Consider the following 15062-nt stretch of genomic DNA (forward strand, 5'->3'; position numbering starts at 1 on the left):
GACAATTAACAACTAAAAAAGTAGAATATGAAATGGAGTGGCAGACGTTCAAGTGAAAATTTTGAAGACCGAAGAGGGATGTCCTCTGGAGGAAAAACAATTGTAGGAGGTGGGATTATTGGGATTATTATCTTGTTACTAAACACTTTTGGTGGAGAAAATGTCCAAATGCTTACACCGATTTTGGAACAAATGGGTCAAGGAAATGGCGCTCCAACTGAACAGAGAGCCTTAACAGCTGACGAAGTTGCAGAAGGCAAGTTCATTGAAGCCATATTAGTAGATACTGAAGATGTATGGGCAAAAATATTTCAAGAAAATAACATGCAGTATGAAAGACCAAACTTAGTACTATTTAGCGAAGCTGTAGAAACAGAGTGCGGTAATGCCACATCTGCTTCAGGACCTTTTTATTGTCCGGCTGACCAAAAAGTATACATGGATTTAACATTTTTTGAGGAACTGAAAACTAAATTTGGTGCACAAGGAGGCGATTTTGCTACAGCTTACGTAATTGCTCACGAAATTGGACACCACGTACAAACCTTGTTAGGAACTTCCGCTAAAATGAGACAGATGCAACAAGGTAAAAGCCAGGCCGAAGCCAATAAATTATCAGTTGCTCTAGAATTACAAGCTGATTTTTATGCGGGCGTTTGGACGCATTACAATCAAAAGATGAATAATTTCTTGGAAGAAGGTGATATCGACGAAGCTTTAAGTGCGGCACATGCGGTTGGTGATGATGCGATTCAAGCTAAAATTCAAGGACACATTGTTCCCGAATCCTTTACACACGGAACTTCGGCACAACGAAAAGCTTGGTTTTTGAAAGGGTATAAATCAGGAGACATTACTCAAGGTGATACTTTTGCAGAAATAAGATAAATCAAAAAGCAATAAGAATTTAAAAATCGGGATATATTCCCGATTTTTTTTGTACTTACATTTAAACAAATCGCGGCAATCAAAAGCACATCGGAAAATTAACTGTACCTTTGCGCCCAATTAAAAAAGTAACCTAAATTATAGTGTTTACTTTATAAACACCATTTATGTCATTTAACTCATTAGGTTTATCTGATGCTTTACTTAAAGCCATCAGCAAAAAAGGATATACAACTCCTTCTCCAATACAACAAAAAGCAATTCCCCCAATATTAGAAGGTAAAGATGTTTTAGCATCCGCACAAACAGGAACAGGAAAAACAGCCGGTTTTACACTACCTATTTTACAACTGTTATCGCAGGGTCAGAACTTAAGACAAAGACCTATTCGAGCTTTAATATTAACTCCAACAAGAGAATTAGCCGCACAAATATTGGCTAATATCAAAGAGTACAGTGTGTTTTTAGACTTAAAAAGCACCGTTATTTTTGGAGGTGTAAACCAAAATCCTCAAGTTACACAATTGCGTCAGGGTGTCGATATTTTAGTCGCCACTCCAGGTCGATTAATCGATTTGCAAAACCAAGGTTTAATATCACTTGCCAAAGTTGAAATCTTGGTTTTAGATGAAGCAGACCGTATGTTAGACATGGGATTTGTACGAGACATTGAGCGCATTATAAAAGTATTGCCTTCAAAAAGGCAAAACTTAATGTTTTCGGCAACCTTCTCAACAGACATCAAGAAATTGGCGATGGGCATTTTACACCATCCCGTTCACGTTGAAGCTACGCCGGAAAATACCACCGTCGATGCTATTACTCAAATAATATATCCTGTTGCGAAAGAGAAAAAAACGGAACTGATCATTAAATTGATTACAGAAGGAAACTGGAAACAGATTTTGGTTTTTACCCGTACCAAACAAGGCGCCAATAAACTGACAGAAAGCATGATTAGTGCCGGAATCAAAGCAGCTGCCATTCACGGAAATAAAGGTCAGGGCGCACGAACCAAAGCCTTGGCGGGTTTCAAAGACGGAAGCCTAACCGCTTTAGTCGCTACGGATATCGCGGCCAGAGGTCTGGATATTCCATTGTTACCGCATGTGGTCAATTTTGAATTGCCTAATATCCCTGAAGATTACGTTCACCGAATTGGTCGTACAGGAAGAGCTGGTGCCAATGGTGAAGCTATTTCGTTATTCAGTCCGGATGAAACGGTCTTTTTGCGTGATATAGAAAAATTAGTAGGTTTGAATTTGCCTAAAGAAAACATCAAAGGTTTCGAACCCGATCCTAACGCTTCCAAAGAACCAATCAAACAAGGACAAGGAAGACAACAACGCGATTCAACTCCACGAAAACCAAAAACAGAAACCACAAACCGAAGCAGCAATAACAGTTTTGGTCCAAGACGTCCGAGTCAAAGTAATGACAGACGTTCTAACAGATAATAAATTTTATTCTTTTTTAGGAGCAGAATGATTTCGTTTTTTCAGAACGTATTTCCCGCTATACATTACAAACCTAGTGAGAGCTGAACAATAGCTCTTACTAGGTTTTTCATTTCAAACGTAGTTCACTGAACTCCACTTAAAATAAAAGCTAAGTGAAGTAATCGGGGCTATTTAGAGCGTTTTTACTTTCACAATATCATTTTACAAATAGATTTTATAAATTTACAATTGCCAAATGATTTGTAAGAAAAAATAAATATATTTGAAGTTAATAGTATGACCATTGTCATACATATCTACCCTAAATTGGGTTGCTTTGTATGATTTTGTCATACATATGCAAGTTGTGCACAAGCTTAAAAAATGTATCGACCTAAAATAGGTTTACTAAAAAAAATGAAGAGAAGAATATTAATATTATTTTTGGCAATAACAGGACTTTTTTCCTGTAAACAAGGCAGTGAATCAACACCAAACACTGTTGATATTAAAACTTTATATTTGGAAAAAAATGTCCAAACTAAAAAGTTATCGGCTAAGCATAATGAAAATAATTTTTACACTAAATATGAATATACTGAGTCTAACGGCGCACGCCTAATAATACAAAACAGCTTTCCAAAAAGTGGAATAAACTACACTGATCCCAATGGTAAGAAATATGCTTATGCTGTATTTTGGACTCGCATAACCAATAATACAATTAATCCTATTGAATTGACAATTGATTTTCCTTTAGATTCATTTGAGATTCCATCTTCATCGGGCAACTATATGAAATTACTTCTTCCTTCCGACACAATGACAATTGATAAAGAACCCTTGAATGATTACGGTCTGACAATAAAATCTTTTTTAGATAATAATCGTCATAAATCGTCCTCGTTAAAAAGAACTATTAATCCAAAAGTTTCAAGTGCTTTTTATGTTGTGACTGTCTCTAATCATGGAGTAGGCGGAACTTTGCGAACAGGATTTAGCTTAAAAGGGCAAAATTTATTTTATAGAGTTAACGATAAAGAAATTCTGTGCGGAAAGATCGATTTAACAAAATTAATGTTACGAAAATAAATAAAAAGCCAGCGCCCCGCTAGCAATCGGATTATCGATTATGCAGAGGTTAAATATCTGAAATCAAAAATCGTTAATCAAAAATCTGAAATCTTTTCCTCTTTATACTGAAAACAGTTGTTTACAAATACAACACTAATTTAAAGCATTACTTTACAAATTAGTATGCGACTCATACTTCTTCAAATCTAGATTAAGAATACTACCTACTCTGCTAAACTCTTCATTAATCTTTGCATTCAAGATCAATTGTTCATCTGTTATCGGATGATTAAAAATTAACTGATGTGCATGAAGCATCATTCCTTTCAGTTCAAAATTCTCCAACCATAATTTATTTTGTTTATTACAACCATGTGGACGACTTCCTAAAATGGGATGAAAAATATGTTTGAAATGCTTTCGCAATTGATGCATCCGTCCCGTTTCAGGAATCGCTTCCACCAAGCAATATCGTGACGTAGGTTTATTGTTAAATTCTAACTCAATTTCGGTAGTTTGCAATCGATGAAAGTAGGTTATAGCATTTTGTATAATGCCATCATCATTGGTTAAATCATAATCAATGGTTAGTTGTTCGGGTGACCAACCACGTAAAATGGCTAAATATTTTTTTTCGACTTCGCGTGTGGCAAAACGATCATTCATAATTTTTAAAACTTCCTTATCCAAGGCAAATAACAATACACCAGATGTTTTACGATCTAACCGATGAACAGGATAAACGTGTTGCCCTCCTATTTGATTTCTCAATTCTTGAATAGCAAACACTTTTGCATCGCGCGCATAAAATGATTTGTGGACTAACAGTCCGCTTGGTTTATTAATTGCAATAATATAATCGTCTTGGTAAAGAATTTCTAACATTTGGCAAAAGTAAAAGAGATTTTTATCGAAATCTCTTTTTTAACGTATTTATTTCTATACTTTTCTTCTTTCCCGCTCGTGAACATCAACAAAAGTAAATCACTAATAAATTTGTAATTGGCGCTAGCAAAAACGCGCTAGCAATCGTATTATCGATTTTGCAGAGTTTAAAAATCTGAAATCAAAAATCGTTAAAAAAAAATTTGAAACATAATTTACATTACATCATGATCTTAACTTCAATACTGAATTACTTCGACAATTTGGCTTAAACATTAGTTTGTGTTTGGAGTTTTATTTGGGAATTTAAATTGCAGGTTTTTCCAGTACTCTTTTGTCTTAAATTTGCGTACTGCGAAATGCGGCAAAAACCAGAAAAATATAATTGTCAAGCGTTAAATTAGAAAAAAGTAAACATAGTTACAACAACTAGTTTACTGTTAGGCAAATCATCAATTATACTCTTTTTTAACCGGAAGGCAATATCAAATTAAATGAAAGTAAGTGAAAAATGAAAAAAATCCGGTCACAAACTACACTATTTGTCAGGAATGTTTGGGGATTGGCAAAAAAAGTCGGGGACTTAGTAAAAAAGTAAAAATCCGATACCAGCTAGAAGTCACTCAGTATGAAAAAATGAATGGTGATGGAAGGGCTCCTGTCCTTCCAAAGGGACATCTATACACCTGCTTGAACTGCAAAGGATCAGGGTTAAAACATGCTGCTTACCCACCAACAGCCGATAAAGAAAACTACCCACAGGTTGCCATTATCGGCGGTGGTATCGGAGGGGTCGCTCTTGCCGTAGCTTGTTTACATCGCGGAATTCCTTTTACCCTGTATGAACGCGATAACAACTTCGATGCTCGATCTCAGGGCTATGGGCTCACTTTACAACAAGCTAGTAAAGCAATCGAGGGATTGGGTATTTTCTCGTTAAAGGAAGGAGTGATTTCAACAAGGCATGTGGTTCATAATACTGAAGGAAAAGTAATCGGTGAATGGGGAATCAGAAACCGGATGCAACTTGCTGCGCAAAAACCTACCCAACGTATAAATGTCCATATCGCACGGCAATCTTTACGCTTAGCTTTACTGGAACAACTGGGCGGACATGATACGCTCCAATGGGGGCATCAGTTAGTCAATCTTGAGAAATCTACGGGTAATGGTGTTGAATTAAGCTTTGAAGTAAACGGCGAAATTAAGAGCGCCAAGGCGGATCTGGTGGTTGGAGCCGATGGAATTCGCAGTTCAGTGCGTGGGTTGCTGATTGATGCGGATACTACTCCTTTACGTTACCTAGGATGTATTGTGATATTGGGGATTTGTCCTCTAAAGCATCTCGAAGGTCTGAATAGTCCTTTGCTGGACTCGGCCACTGTATTTCAAACCGCTAATGGAAATGAACGGATCTACATGATGCCTTACTCATCTGATGCGGTGATGTGGCAATTTAGTTTCCCGCTGTCAGAAAAAGAGGCTAAGTTATTAAGTGCTCAAGGACCTCAAGCACTTAAGGAAGAAGCCTGTCGCAGGACACATTGGCACGATCCAATTCCTCAGATTCTAGCGGCTACCCTTGAAGCTCAGATTTCCGGCTACCCCGTGTATGATAGAGAATTACTCAAATCTGAATTACTAGAGAAAGCTGGCCCTGTAACTCTGATTGGAGATGCGGCTCATCCAATGAGTCCATTCAAAGGACAGGGCGCAAATCAGGGGCTGCTGGATGCGCTCGCCTTGGCTCGTGGAATCTCAAAAGGATGTAGACTTTTATCCCAGTGGAAAAAATATGGAGTTCGGGAAAATGTATTAAAAGAGTTTGAATCAGAAATGTTAGAACGTTCTGCTACCAAAGTGAAAGATTCAGCAGCAGCCGCACAATTCCTACATTCGGAAATTGTGCTTCATGAGCGCGATGCGCCTAGAGGAAAATCTTTGCAGAAAAAAGACATATAAATATATTAAATAACTAATAGCGTAGTATATTTTTCTTAAACAGGGAATTAATAATCAACCCAACCAACCATCTCTATCCAAACTTCTGTACTGAATGGCTTCAGCAATATGGCTGGAAACAACTATTGGAGCAGCATCCAAGTCGGCGATAGTGCGTGCGACTTTCAAAATACGATCGTAGGCCCGCGCCGATAAATTCAATCGTTCCATTGCGGTTTTTAGTAATTGTTTCGAAACATCATCCAAGGCGCAATATTCCCGAATGTGTTTGGTATTCATTTGGGCGTTGTAATGAATATTTTCCATTTGCTCAAAACGTTCCGTTTGAATTTCACGGGCTGCAGTCACTCTCTTGCGAATGTCAACACTACTTTCAGCTTTTTGGTCATCGGATAATTTTTCAAAAGGAACCGGAGTTACTTCGATGTGAATATCTATTCTATCCAATAATGGTCCAGAAATTTTACTCAAATACCGTTGCATTTCGTGAGGCGAAGAAGTTTGTGGCGAATCCGGATCATTGAAAAAACCACTCGGACTCGGATTCATACTCGCAACCAACATAAACGAGGACGGATAAGTAACCGTAAATTTAGCTCTGGAGATCGTTACTTCTCTATCTTCCAGTGGTTGACGCATCACTTCCAAAACATCGCGTTTAAATTCCGGCAGCTCATCCAGAAACAAAACACCGTTATGCGCCATCGAAATTTCACCAGGTTGCGGATAACTTCCTCCCCCGACTAATGCAACATTTGAAATGGTATGGTGCGGACTGCGAAACGGACGTTGATTCATCAAACCTACTTCCTTCAGCTTGCCGGCAACACTATGAATTTTTGTAGTTTCTAGTGCTTCTCGCAACGTCATCGGTGGCAAAATACTGGGCAATCGCTTGGCTAGCATCGTTTTTCCTGCTCCCGGCGGTCCAATCAAAATAATATTGTGTCCTCCGGCTGCGGCAATTTCCATGCAACGCTTGATACTTTCCTGTCCCTTGACATCACTAAAATCGAATTCTGGAAAGTCTAAGGTTTTATAAAATTCAGCTTTGGTATCAATAGTTGTTGGTTCCAGAGTTCCTTTCCCTTCCAGAAAATCTATTACTTCCTGCACATTTTCGATGCCATACACATCTAATCCGGCAACAATTGCGGCTTCTTTTACATTTTGTTTTGGAAGAAAAAAACCTTTGAAACCCTCCTCTTTAGCTTTGATAGCAATTGGCAAAGCGCCTCGTATCGGTTGAAGGCTGCCATCAAGGGAAAGTTCCCCCATAATGATATATTTATCAACATCCTCGGCATTGATTTGTCCGGAAGCTACCAAAATTCCAATCGTTAAAGTCAGGTCATAGGCAGAACCTTCTTTGCGCAAATCAGCAGGAGCCATATTGATGGTGATTTTTTTGCCAGGCATGGCGTAACCATTATTTTTGAGCGCTGCCGCAATCCGATAACTACTCTCTTTAATGGCGTTATCTGGCAAGCCAACTAAATGATAACCAATTCCTTTATCAATATTTACTTCGACGGTAATTGTAGTGGCTTCGACTCCAAAAACTGCACTTCCAAAAACTTTAACTAGCATCTGTCTTTATTTTATTCTAAAATTAGAGAAAACTTTTCTTATTATTATAAGAAATCCTACATAACTTCTAATAAAATAATGAATAACAAAAATTTATTCAAAAAATACGCAAAATACTTTGGCGCACAGCCCAATACCATCCATTTTTCGCATAACCTAAATGTTAAAATTTAAAAAATTGAAGGTATACTATAAGCATTTTTCTACTTTTAGAAAATAATTAGAAACCACACTATGAAAAAAATCCTACTCCTACTCTTTTTTAGTTTTTTACTGCCAAAAACCTACGCACAGGAATACTTTCCGAATAACGAAAGTGTTCAAAACAAAACCAGCAATTTTACTGCATTTACCAATGCAAAAATCTATGTAACACCAACACAAGTTATTGAAAAAGGTATTCTACTGATACAAAACGGAAAAGTAATTGGTGTTGGAACTAACATTTCAATTCCTAAAAATTGCACGACAATCAACTTAGAAGGAAGATCCATTTATCCTTCTTTTATTGACATTTACACCAGCTTTGGAATCGAAAAACCAAAAGGAGCTACCGAAAGAAATCCTTTGTATGATACCAAAAGATCCGGTTTTTATTGGAATGAAAGCATTCGTTCCGAAGTGAATGCCTACGAAGCATTTAAATACGACCAAACTAAAGCCGAAGAATTATTGAAAGCCGGATTTGGTGTTGTGGGAACTCACGTTCCAGACGGAATTGCTCGTGGATCAGGAACTTTAATCGCTTTGAATAATTTCGAAAAAAAGAATCAATTGCTATCCGATAAAGTGACCAATCATTTTGCATTTACTAAAAGCGTAACTACAAACCAATCGTATCCAAGTTCATTAATGGGAATGATGGCATTGTTACGTCAAATGTATTATGATTTGGATTGGTACAAAAAAGGAAATTCAACTACTAAAGATTTATCATTAGAAGCCTTGGCAAATAATGAAAAGTTAGTGCAAATATTTTCTTCTGAAGACAAATTAAACAGTTTACGCGCTTCCAAAATAGCAAAAGAATTTGGTTTAAATTATGTTTTAAAAGGAAACGGAAACGAATTTGAACGCATTGAGGAAATCAAAAAAACGAATTCGAAATTTATTATTCCAATCAATTTCCCTGAAGCGTATGATGTTTCCGATCCGAACCAAGCGAACCAAATGGAATTGAAAGATTTGCGTTTTTGGAACCAAGCGCCTACCAATCTTAAAGTTTTATCGGATAATGGAATTGTTTTCGCTTTGACAACAGACAAGTTAAAGAAGATGGAAGATTTCAGACCCAATCTTTTGAGAGCCATTAAATATGGCTTTGATAAAACCAAAGCATTGGAAGCATTGACCACAATTCCTGCTGCTCTTTTAGGGAAAAGCAATGAAATGGGAACTTTGAAAACAGGAAGTTTAGCCAACTTTGTGATTACTTCTGGAGAAATTTTTGAAGAAAAAACGATTCTTTATGAAAACTGGGTTCAAGGAAATAAATTTGTTGTCAACGATATTAAAACGAAGGACATTCGCGGAAATTATGATTTGACTATTAATGCTGAAAAATACAAATGGAAAATTGATGGGGAGATTACTGCACCAAAATCAGAAATCACAACAGTAGATTCCAAAAAAATCAAGTCGAAACTGACGATGACAAATAATTGGATTTCTACGGTAATCAAACCAAATGATTCTACTAAAACCAGTTTCACAAGATTAATTGGATACATTGAAGACACACAAAATCTTTCTGGAAAAGCAGTTTTATTCAATGGTAATGAAGTAAAATGGTCAGCGGTAAAAACGGCTCCATTTATAAAAGCAGTTGATTCCTCTAAAATTGAAAAGAACAATATGATTATCCCAACAACATTTCCAAATGTTGCTTATGGAAATCTGAAGAAACCTACAGCTGAAACAATACTTTTTAAAAATGCTACAGTGTGGACCAATGAAAAAGATGGTATTTTAGAAGAAACAGATGTATTGGTCAAAAACGGAAAAATAGCCTCTGTAGGGAAAAATATATCTGATGCATCCGCTACAATTGTTGATGCTAAAGGAAAACATTTGACCAGCGGAATTATTGATGAGCATTCGCATATTGCGATTTCTAATGGTGTGAATGAAGGAGGACACAACTCTAGTGCCGAAGTAACGATACAAGATGTAGTGAATTCTGAAGACATTAATATCTATAGAGATTTGGCAGGAGGAGTTACAACATCACAGTTACTGCACGGTTCAGCCAACCCAATTGGTGGACGTTCCGCAATTGTAAAATGGAAATGGGGAGCACCCGCGGATGAAATGTTATACAAAAATCAGCCTGGATTCATCAAATTTGCTTTAGGTGAAAATGTAAAACAATCCAATTGGGGGAATGTAAGCCCTACGCGTTTTCCGCAAACCAGAATGGGTGTCGAACAAGTTTTTACTGATTATTTTCAACGTGCCAAAGAATATGACTTAGCTTGGAAAAACTACAATTCTGGCAATAAAAAAGGAAAAGGAAAAGCACCGAGAGTAGATTTAGAACTACAAACATTAGCCGAAATATTAAACAAAGAACGTTTCATATCTTGTCATTCTTATGTGCAATCTGAAATTTTGATGTTGATGAATGTGGCCGAAAAATTTGATTTCAGAGTGAATACCTATACTCACATTCTTGAAGGTTACAAAGTTGCCGATAAAATGAAAGAACACGGTGTTGGAGCCTCTACTTTCTCGGATTGGTGGGCTTATAAATTTGAAGTGAATGATGCCATTCCTTTCAATGGACCAATAATGCATAATGCCGGAATCGTAGTAGCTTACAACTCTGATGATGCTGAAATGTCCCGAAGATTGAATCAGGAAGCAGCGAAAGCAGTGAAATACGGAAATATTTCTGAAGAAGATGCATGGAAATTTGTGACTTTGAATCCTGCTAAATTATTGCATATTGATGACAAGGTAGGAAGTATCAAAGTAGGCAAAGATGCGGATATCGTATTATGGAATGCCAATCCGTTATCCGTTTATGCAAAAGCTGAAAAAACCTTAATTGAAGGTGTTGTGTATTACGATGCTCAAAAAGATGAAGCGCAAAGAGTAGCAATTGCTAAAGAAAGAAGTGAGCTAATAGGGCAGTTATTGCAAGAAAAAAATAAAGGCATGACCACGCAAGAACCTAAAAAAACGGAGAAAAAAGAATATCATTGCGATACTTTAGAAGAATAATCCAATGAATTTAAATTTCAAAAACCGTGCTTTTATGATAAAGCAAAGCAATTCTAAAAAACCTATAAACATGATTAGTAAAAAAATATATCTTTTAATAGCAGCCTTTAGTGTATCTATATTTACACAGGCCCAACAAACGCCAGCCGCTAAACAATCAAAATCTGTTTTGATTCTCAATGGCACAGCACATTTAGGTAATGGTGAAGTGATTGAGAACAGCGCCATCGGATTTGTAGACGGAAAAATCACTTTGGTTGCAGATGCAAGAGTTATCCGATTAGCCGCTGGTGCATACGATGTTACAATTGATGCCAGCGGAAAACACGTATATCCGGGATTTATAGCTCCCAATTCGACATTAGGTTTAGTTGAGATTGATGCCATAAAATCTTCTGATGATGAAGATGAAATTGGTGCGATGAATCCAAATGTAAGAAGTATTGTTGCTTATACAGCTGATTCGAAAGTAATAGAAACCGTAAGACCTAATGGTATTTTAATGGCTCAAATCACGCCAAGAGGCGGAGTAATTTCTGGTTCTTCTTCCATTGTTCAACTGGATGCTTGGCACTGGAAAGATGCACTTGTAAAAGAAAATGATGGGATTCACATCAACTTTCCTACTACTTTTAGACGAGGTGGCTCACGCTTTGACCCTGGGAACATTGAGGCCAACAAGGATTATTCAAAACAAATTTTGGAATTATCAGCCTTTTTATCCAATGCAAAAGCGTATTTAGGTGATAGTTCGAAAGAGCGAAATTTAGTTTTAGAATCTACAAAAGGTTTGTACGACGGAAGCCAAACGCTATTTATTCATGCCAATGAAGAAAAACAAATCATCGATGCGGTACAATTTGCCAAAGAAAATGGTATTAAAAAAATGGTGATTGTAGGCGGATATGAAGCCTACAAAACAGCTGAATTATTACAAAAAAATAATATTGGCGTACTGCTTAAACGCGTTCATGAAATGCCTGAAAATGATGATCATGACATTGATTTACCCTACAAAGCAGCCAAATTATTAACTGAGAAAGGGGTTCTGGTAGGTTTAGAAAACAGCGGTGCCCATGAAAGAATGAATACACGAAATTTACCATTTCTAGCAGGAACTTGTGCTGCTTATGGATTGGACAAAGAAAAAGCTTTAAAATTAATCACATCAAATACTGCTAAAATATTGGGAATTGATGCGCAATGTGGTACCTTAGAGCAGGGAAAAGATGCTACATTATTTGTTTCTGAAGGTGATGCTTTGGATATGAGAACAAATAAATTAACAAACGCTTTTATCCAAGGCAGGATGATTAGTTTGGAAACACACCAAACTAAGATGAACGACCGATATAAAACAAAATACAATCAAAAATAAAGTAATACAATGGGACTATTTAATGCCATTTTAGGCAATGCATCTGAAGTAAATATTGAAAATGTTTCGAATGAATTTGAGCCAATCTTAATTGATGGAGAAAAAATTGAAAAAGCGTATAAACTTATTCGGGATATGTTTATTTTCACCAACAAAAGACTGATTTTGGTCGAAAAGCAATTGGTTGGAAGCAAAGTTGATTATATGTCAATACCGTATTCGAGTATCAAGAAATTTTCTAAAGAAAGCGCCGGAATATTAGATTTGGATGCCGAATTAAAAATTTGGTTAAACAATGATAACAATCCCATTGTGAAACAATTTGGCAAAGGTGGAAACAACATCAATGAAGTTTACAAAATTTTAAGCATGCACACTTTGAAATAACCATAACATTTATAATTTAAAGGCACTAATTGCAATCCATGCAATTAGTGCCTTTTTTAGTTTAATCTCTTTTATCACTGCAAAAAGACAGCGAAAATCAGAATCGTATTTGTAATTTTTTGGACAATGGGCAATTTTAGGCATCAAAACATAACATTCCTTTAACCTAACTTTAACAAATTATAAATTTTTACTTAAAATTATACTATACCCATAATAAAAAGGGGTTCGCATTGTTTAAATTATAAAAATTAAACATTCAATAGCTTTTTTAAAGGGGGTTATTGATGATTTTTATATTTTTATCGAAATTTAAAACTAAAAACAATGAGAAAAATTATTTTAAGTGTGATATTAATCACAGTCTTGGTATTAACCCTTTTTTCAAATTATTTTCTAACAGATAGCCCTGCTCCAGCAGAAGCTGTAAAATTTGACACTGGCGATACCGCTTGGATGATTGTTGCTACAGCACTTGTATTAATAATGACTCCTGGTTTAGGTTTCTTTTATGGTGGAATGGTAGGCAAAAAAAATGTTATCAGTACCATGCTTCAAAGTTTTATGGCCATGATAATTGTAACCGTTTTATGGGTTGTTATTGCTTTTGGACTATCTTTTGGTCCAACAATTGGAGGTGTTATAGGAAATCCTATCCCGAATTTATTTTTTCAAGGTGTAGATACAAATATAGCATGGAGTCTTGCTCCTACAATCCCTTTTATGTTATTTGCTTTATTTCAAGCAAAATTCGCCATCATTACCCCGGCGTTAATTACTGGAGCATTTGCAGAAAGAATCCGTTTTTGGGCATACTTATTATTTATGGTTTTATTCATATTACTTGTTTATACACCTCTAGCGCACATGACTTGGCATCCAGATGGTATCTTCTTTAAAATGGGAGTACTGGATTTCGCCGGTGGAACGGTTGTTCACATGAGTGCTGGATGGGCTGCATTAGCCGGAGCCATTTTTTTAGGAAAAAGAAAAGCACAAAAACCTAATCCTGCCCGTATCACTTATGTATTATTAGGAACTGGTTTACTATGGTTTGGTTGGTTTGGTTTCAATGCCGGATCGGCTTTAGGCTCTAACGGCTTGGCAGTTCAAGCGCTAGGCACTACAACTATAGCTGCTGCTGCTGCAGGAATGGCTTGGGTATTTCTTGACAAAATTCTTGGACACAAACTTTCTGCAATGGGAGCTTGTATTGGTGTGGTTGTAGGTTTAGTGGCAATTACTCCTGCTGCAGGATTTGTGAGTATACCGCATGCAATGTTCATAGGAGCTTTTGCAAGTATCGTCAGTAATTTAGTGGTTAGAAGTTTCCACAAAGGAAAAATTGATGATGCTTTAGACGTATTTGCTTGTCACGGTGTAGGTGGAATGGTCGGAATGCTTTTAACCGGAGTTTTTGCTTCAAAATCAATTAACTCAGTAGTAGGTGATAATCAAGGACTAATCTTTGGCGATGCCACATTATTCTTAAACCAATTAACTGCTTTAGTAATCGTTTCAATATTCGCTTTTACAGCTTCCTATTTCCTTTTCTTTGTTGTAAATAAAATTACTCCGCTTCGTGTGAGTGAAGAAAAAGAAGAATTAGGTTTGGATATTTCACAACATGGTGAATTTCTATAAATCAATTTTATAAACCAAAAGTAAAAAGCGTTCTGAAATCAATTTCAGAACGCTTTTAGTTTTTTTTTAATTCGGGATTACTTTTTCGTTATTGGTTACAACTATAATTTTTATCTTATCCTTTTATAAGTTAATCCATTTAACATCTTTTTCATATTTTTTGACGGCTTATAAATTATATTAGCTCCCTTAATAGTGGCCTTACCTAATTCATCGGGACTTTCACCCGGTAATCCCCGTACCGTAATTTGAAACGAACCCAGACTGTCAATTCGTACGATGCGCCCATCGGCCAATGACTCGCCTATAACTTTGGTAAGCGCCATAATTACACCATAACAATCTGCTTTACTGATAGTAGACTGGGAAGACACTATGTCGGCCAGACTTTCTAAATCATCTTCACCCTCATGTATCGCGCAAGGATAATATTTTATTTGTGGCGGAGACACCAAATTGTTTTTCTTGGGTACCATTTTGAAGGATATTGACATAAAAAAAGATAGTTCAGGATTAGATAATAATTTTGTCTTGATAAATTTACAAAAAGATCTACAGAAACCGTCGAAATTCCATACATCTTTTATAGT

11 protein-coding genes are annotated in these 15062 nt (G+C 36.4%); 8 read left to right on the forward strand and 3 right to left on the reverse strand.

Going from position 1 to position 15062, the window contains the following annotated elements; translation table 11 throughout:
* Positions 1-27: 27 nt before the first annotated feature.
* From ypfJ to E0F89_RS14535, 3 genes are all read left to right on the forward strand, one after another.
* On the forward strand, positions 28-888 hold the full coding sequence (gene ypfJ, locus E0F89_RS14525; protein WP_131910498.1) for a KPN_02809 family neutral zinc metallopeptidase: 861 nt from the start codon (positions 28-30) through the stop codon (positions 886-888).
* 167 nt (positions 889-1055) lie between these two features.
* Positions 1056-2345, forward strand: coding sequence for a DEAD/DEAH box helicase (locus tag E0F89_RS14530; RefSeq protein ID WP_131910499.1), 1290 nt, complete (start codon positions 1056-1058; stop codon positions 2343-2345).
* Positions 2346-2711: 366 nt separating this feature from the next.
* The gene (locus E0F89_RS14535; RefSeq protein ID WP_131910500.1) at positions 2712-3419 is read left to right on the forward strand and encodes a hypothetical protein; all 708 of its coding nucleotides are present in this window, start codon (positions 2712-2714) and stop codon (positions 3417-3419) included.
* A gap of 153 nt (positions 3420-3572) precedes the next feature.
* On the opposite strand, the gene E0F89_RS14540 is transcribed toward E0F89_RS14535, so the two are convergent.
* Positions 3573-4286, reverse strand: a complete 714-nt coding sequence (locus tag E0F89_RS14540) for a pseudouridine synthase (RefSeq protein WP_131910501.1) — start codon at positions 4284-4286, stop codon at positions 3573-3575.
* A gap of 504 nt (positions 4287-4790) precedes the next feature.
* Here E0F89_RS14540 and E0F89_RS14545 point away from each other — a divergent pair.
* Entirely contained in the window at positions 4791-6248 is a 1458-nt protein-coding gene (locus tag E0F89_RS14545) for an FAD-dependent oxidoreductase (protein WP_131910502.1), read from the forward strand.
* 54 nt (positions 6249-6302) lie between these two features.
* Here E0F89_RS14545 and E0F89_RS14550 read toward each other — a convergent pair whose 3' ends face one another.
* Positions 6303-7838, reverse strand: a complete 1536-nt coding sequence (locus tag E0F89_RS14550) for a YifB family Mg chelatase-like AAA ATPase (protein WP_131910503.1) — start codon at positions 7836-7838, stop codon at positions 6303-6305.
* Positions 7839-8072: 234 nt separating this feature from the next.
* Here E0F89_RS14550 and E0F89_RS14555 point away from each other — a divergent pair, with 234 nt between their 5' ends.
* From E0F89_RS14555 to E0F89_RS14570, 4 genes are all read left to right on the forward strand, one after another.
* Positions 8073-11063 carry an amidohydrolase family protein gene (locus tag E0F89_RS14555; RefSeq protein ID WP_131910504.1) on the forward strand — a complete coding sequence of 997 codons (2991 nt, stop codon included), beginning with the start codon at positions 8073-8075 and terminating at the stop codon, positions 11061-11063.
* A gap of 70 nt (positions 11064-11133) precedes the next feature.
* Positions 11134-12441 carry an amidohydrolase family protein gene (locus tag E0F89_RS14560; RefSeq protein ID WP_243699532.1) on the forward strand — a complete coding sequence of 436 codons (1308 nt, stop codon included), beginning with the start codon at positions 11134-11136 and terminating at the stop codon, positions 12439-12441.
* A gap of 9 nt (positions 12442-12450) precedes the next feature.
* Positions 12451-12828 (forward strand): PH domain-containing protein, encoded by a 378-nt coding sequence (locus E0F89_RS14565; protein WP_131910506.1) that lies wholly within the window; start codon positions 12451-12453, stop codon positions 12826-12828.
* 327 nt (positions 12829-13155) lie between these two features.
* Positions 13156-14472 carry an ammonium transporter gene (locus E0F89_RS14570; RefSeq protein WP_131910507.1) on the forward strand — a complete coding sequence of 439 codons (1317 nt, stop codon included), beginning with the start codon at positions 13156-13158 and terminating at the stop codon, positions 14470-14472.
* A 110-nt stretch (positions 14473-14582) separates the two neighbouring features.
* On the opposite strand, the gene E0F89_RS14575 is transcribed toward E0F89_RS14570, so the two are convergent.
* Positions 14583-14966, reverse strand: coding sequence for an HU family DNA-binding protein (locus tag E0F89_RS14575; protein WP_131910508.1), 384 nt, complete (start codon positions 14964-14966; stop codon positions 14583-14585).
* Positions 14967-15062 lie beyond the last annotated feature (96 nt).

The organism is Flavobacterium caseinilyticum (assembly GCF_004349085.1).
Taxonomy (GTDB): Bacteria; Bacteroidota; Bacteroidia; order Flavobacteriales; family Flavobacteriaceae; genus Flavobacterium; species Flavobacterium caseinilyticum.